2 protein-coding genes and 1 pseudogene are annotated in these 4,490 nt (G+C 63.3%); all 3 read right to left on the reverse strand.

What is annotated here, in order from left to right; translation table 11 throughout:
• Nucleotides 1-177: pseudogene (locus tag NTD87_RS10100) on the reverse strand (lipoyl synthase); the annotation flags it as partial.
• 99 nt (nucleotides 178-276) lie between these two features.
• The gene (glyA, locus tag NTD87_RS10105) at nucleotides 277-1,533 is read right to left on the reverse strand and encodes a serine hydroxymethyltransferase (RefSeq protein WP_262113645.1); all 1,257 of its coding nucleotides are present in this window, start codon (nucleotides 1,531-1,533) and stop codon (nucleotides 277-279) included.
• Nucleotides 1,534-1,682: 149 nt separating this feature from the next.
• Nucleotides 1,683-4,490, reverse strand: a 2,808-nt coding sequence (gene gcvP / locus NTD87_RS10110) for an aminomethyl-transferring glycine dehydrogenase (RefSeq protein WP_262113648.1), incomplete at its 5' end; no start/stop codon positions are given.

Raw genomic sequence — 4,490 nt, forward strand, 5'->3', positions numbered from 1 at the left:
GCGGTCGACTTCCGGGGACGCCGGGATACGCACGCGAATCCAGTCGGGTTTGCGTGGCAATTCATCGCTGGGAATGATTTTCACCGGAATCCGCGCAACCTTTTCGGCGCCACGCAGCTTGACGCCCACTTCCATTTTTACCGGGGTTTTACCGGCCGATTCCACAGCAGTGACCATGTGTTTTTTCCTTGTAGCGGGTGGTTCGGCCAAGGCCAACCTGTGGTTTGTCGTCAGGCTGGCAAGAGGGACAAGGCGTTGCCCTGTCCCTCCTGTGGATCAGTCGCGATAGACCGGGAAGTCAGCGCACAGGGCAGCGGCTTGTCTGGCGACGTGTGCCTCGACATCGGCATCGCCGAGGTGATCGAGGATGTCGCAGATCCAGCCAGTCAGCTCAATGCTCTGAGCGACCTTGAAACCACGGCTGGTAATCGCCGGGGTGCCAATCCGCAGACCCGAGGTCACGAACGGCGATTGTGGATCGTTCGGCACGGCGTTCTTGTTCACGGTGATCCCGGCCCGGCCCAACGCGGCGTCGGCGTCTTTGCCGGTCAGGCCCTGACGGATCAGGCTCACCAGGAACAGGTGGTTGTCGGTGCCGCCGGAAATCACGTCGTAGCCACGCTCGATAAAGACTTCGGCCATCGCCTGAGCGTTATCGATCACTTGCTGTTGATAGGCCTTGAAGCCCGGTTCCAGCGCTTCCTTGAAGCACACCGCCTTGGCGGCGATCACGTGCATCAGCGGGCCGCCCTGACCACCGGGGAATACCGCGGCGTTGAGCTTTTTCTCCAGGTCCGGATTGGCCTTGGCCAGGATCAGACCGCCGCGTGGACCGCGCAGGGTTTTGTGCGTGGTGGTGGTGACGACATCGGCGAACGGAATCGGGTTCGGGTACAGACCGGCAGCCACCAGCCCGGCAACGTGGGCCATATCCACAAACAGATAAGCGCCGACCTTGTCGGCGATCTGACGGAAGCGCGGGAAATCCAGGGTTTTGGAGTAGGCGGAGAAGCCGGCAATGATCATCTTCGGCTGATGCTCGACCGCCAGGCGCTCGACTTCGTCGTAATCGATCAGGCCGGTGGCGGTGTCGATGCCGTACTGCACAGCGTTATACAGCTTGCCGGAAAAACTGACTTTGGCACCGTGGGTCAGGTGACCACCGTGCGCCAGGCTCATGCCCAATACGGTATCACCGGCTTGCAGCAGGGCCAGATAGACCGCCGCGTTGGCCTGGCTGCCGGAGTGCGGCTGGACGTTGGCATAGTCAGCGCCGAACAGTTGTTTGGCGCGATCAATGGCCAACTGCTCGACCACGTCGACGTGCTCGCAGCCGCCGTAGTAGCGCTTGCCCGGATAGCCTTCGGCGTACTTGTTGGTCAGGCCGCTGCCTTGCGCTTCCATGACACGCTTGCTGGTGTAGTTCTCTGACGCGATCAGTTCGATGTGGTGCTCCTGGCGTGCGTCCTCGGCATTCATCGCCGCCAGCAGTTCATCGTCGTAGCCTTTGATCTGGTCGTGCTTGCTGAACATGGTGGAATCCTCTGTTGTTCTCTGAATGGGCTGACATGCTTTTGTGGGAGCGAGCTTGCTCGCGATAGCGGTAATTCAGTCGACATCCATGGTGGCTGTCAGTCTGTCATCGCGAGCAGGCTCGCTCCCACAAGGGGGACGCGTTGTTCTTAGGCGTAGTCCTCGATCGACGGGCAGGCGCAGATCAGGTTGCGGTCGCCAAACACGTTGTCGACCCGCCCGACCGGCGGCCAATACTTGCCTTCGATCAACGACGCCACCGGATACACCGCCTGCTCACGGCTGTACGGGTGCGTCCACTCGCCGACGATTTCGGCGGCGGTGTGCGGCGCGTTTTTCAGCGGGTTGTCGTCCTTGTCCAGCGTGCCGTTTTCCACCGCGCGGATTTCTTCGCGGATGCGGATCATGGCGTCGCAGAAACGGTCCAGTTCTTCTTTGGATTCGCTTTCGGTCGGCTCGATCATCAAGGTGCCGGCCACCGGGAACGACATGGTCGGGGCGTGGAAGCCAAAGTCGATCAGGCGCTTGGCGACGTCATCGACGCTGATACCGCTGCTGTCTTTCAACGGACGCAGGTCGAGGATGCATTCGTGGGCCACCAGACCGTTGCTGCCGGTGTAGAGCACCGGGTAGTGCTCTTCGAGGCGACGGGAAATGTAGTTGGCGTTGAGGATCGCCAGTTGCGACGCGCGCTTCAGACCGGCGCCGCCCATCATGCGGATGTACATCCAGGTGATCGGCAAAATGCTCGCGCTGCCAAACGGTGCCGCGCAGACCGCGCCTTCCTTGCGCTCCATCGCCGCGTGACCCGGCAGGAACGGCGTCAGGTGCGATTTCACGCCAATCGGGCCGACGCCCGGGCCGCCACCGCCGTGCGGGATGCAGAAGGTTTTGTGCAGGTTCAGGTGCGACACGTCGCCGCCGAACTTGCCCGGTGCGCAGAGGCCGACCATGGCGTTCATGTTGGCGCCGTCGATGTACACCTGGCCGCCGTGGTCATGAATGATCCCGCAGATTTCGCGGATGCCTTCTTCGAACACGCCGTGGGTCGACGGGTAGGTGATCATCAGCGCGGCGAGGTGTTCGCGGTGCTCGATGGCTTTGGCGCGCAGGTCTTCGATGTCGACGTTGCCGCGCGCATCGCACGCGGTCACCACCACACGCATACCGGCCATGTTGGCGGTGGCCGGGTTGGTGCCATGGGCCGACGACGGGATCAGGCAGATGTCGCGGCGCTCTTCGCCACGGCTCTGGTGGTAGGCCCGGATCGCCAGCAGGCCGGCGTATTCACCCTGGGAACCGGCGTTCGGTTGCAGCGAGATCGCGTCGTAACCGGTGGCGGCGCAGAGCATCGCTTCCAGTTCATCGGTCAGTTGCTGGTAACCGGCGCTTTGCTCGACCGGGGCGAACGGGTGCAGGGCGCCGAATTCGGCCCAGGTCACCGGGATCATTTCGCTGGCGGCGTTGAGTTTCATGGTGCACGAACCCAGCGGGATCATGGTGCGATCCAGCGCCAGGTCCTTGTCGGCGAGCTTGCGCAGGTAGCGCATCAGCTCGGTTTCCGAGTGATAACGGTTGAACACCGGGTGGCTGAGGATCGACGATTGGCGCACCAGCGTGGCCGGGATGCGGCTTTCGACCGAGGCGGCCAGCGCCGCGAAATCGGGCAGGGCTTTGCCGTCGGCCAGCAGGTTCCACAGGGTTTCGATGTCGGTCTGGCTGGTGGTTTCGTCCAGGGACAGGCCCAGACGCTCGCCATCGATTACACGCAGGTTGATGCGCTGGGCGCGAGCCTTGTCGTGCAGGGCGGCAGTCTGGCTGCCGGTGGCCAGGGTCAGGGTGTCGAAGAAGTGCTCTTGCTCAACCTTAAGGCCCAGCGCGCTCAAGCCATTGGCGAGGATTGCGGTCAGGTGATGAATGCGGTTGGCGATCTGGGTCAGGCCTTTGGGGCCGTGGTACACGGCGTACATGCTGGCGATGTTGGCCAGCAGCACTTGGGCGGTGCAGATGTTGCTGGTGGCTTTCTCGCGGCGGATATGTTGCTCGCGGGTCTGCATCGCCAGGCGCAGGGCCGGCTTGCCGAAACGGTCCACCGAGACACCGACCAGACGGCCGGGCATGTCGCGCTTGAACGCATCGCGGGTGGAGAAGTAGGCCGCGTGCGGACCGCCGAAGCCCAGCGGCACGCCGAAGCGTTGGGCGCTGCCGATGGCGACGTCGGCACCGAACTCGCCCGGTGGGGTCAGCACGGTCAGGGCCAGCAGGTCGGCAGCGACCGCGACCAGCGCATTGGCCGCGTGGAAGCGTTCGGTCAGTGCGCGGTAGTCGAACAGGTCACCGTTGCTCGCCGGGTATTGCAGCAGCGCACCGAAGAAGGCGCTGACATCGGTCAGTTCGCGTTCGTCGCCGACCACCACGTCAATGCCCAACGGCTCGGCACGGGTGCGCAGCACGTCGAGGGTTTGCGGGTGGCAGTGGCGGGAGGCGAAGAAGGCGTGGCTGCCCTTGTTCTTGCTCAGACGTTTGCAGAAGGTCATGGCTTCGGCCGCGGCGGTGGCTTCGTCGAGCAGCGAGGCGTTGGCGATCGGCAGGCCAGTCAGGTCGCTGATCAGGGTCTGGAAGTTCAGCAGCGCTTCCAGACGACCCTGGGAAATTTCCGGCTGGTACGGGGTGTACGCGGTGTACCAGGCCGGGTTTTCCAGCAGGTTGCGCAGGATCGGCGACGGCGTGTGAGTGCCGTAGTAGCCCTGGCCGATGTAGGTCTTGAACAGTTGGTTCTTGGCGGCGATGGCTTTGATCGAGGCCAGGGCCTCGGCTTCGCTCAAACCGTCTTCCAGGCCGAGGACGCTGGTGCCTTTGATGCTGTCGGGGATGACGCTGGCGCTCAGGGCTTCCAGGGAGTCAAAGCCCAGGCTGTTGAGCATGGTTTGTTCATCGCCCGAACGCGGGCCGATGTG

The sequence above is a fragment of the Pseudomonas sp. 6D_7.1_Bac1 genome, assembly GCF_025465945.1.
In the GTDB taxonomy this organism is placed as follows: domain Bacteria; phylum Pseudomonadota; class Gammaproteobacteria; order Pseudomonadales; family Pseudomonadaceae; genus Aquipseudomonas.

Coding starts and splice junctions, on each gene's coding strand:
- glyA (WP_262113645.1), bottom strand. CDS start 1,533: ATGTTCAGCAAGCACGACCAGATCAAAGGCTACGACGATGAACTGCTG.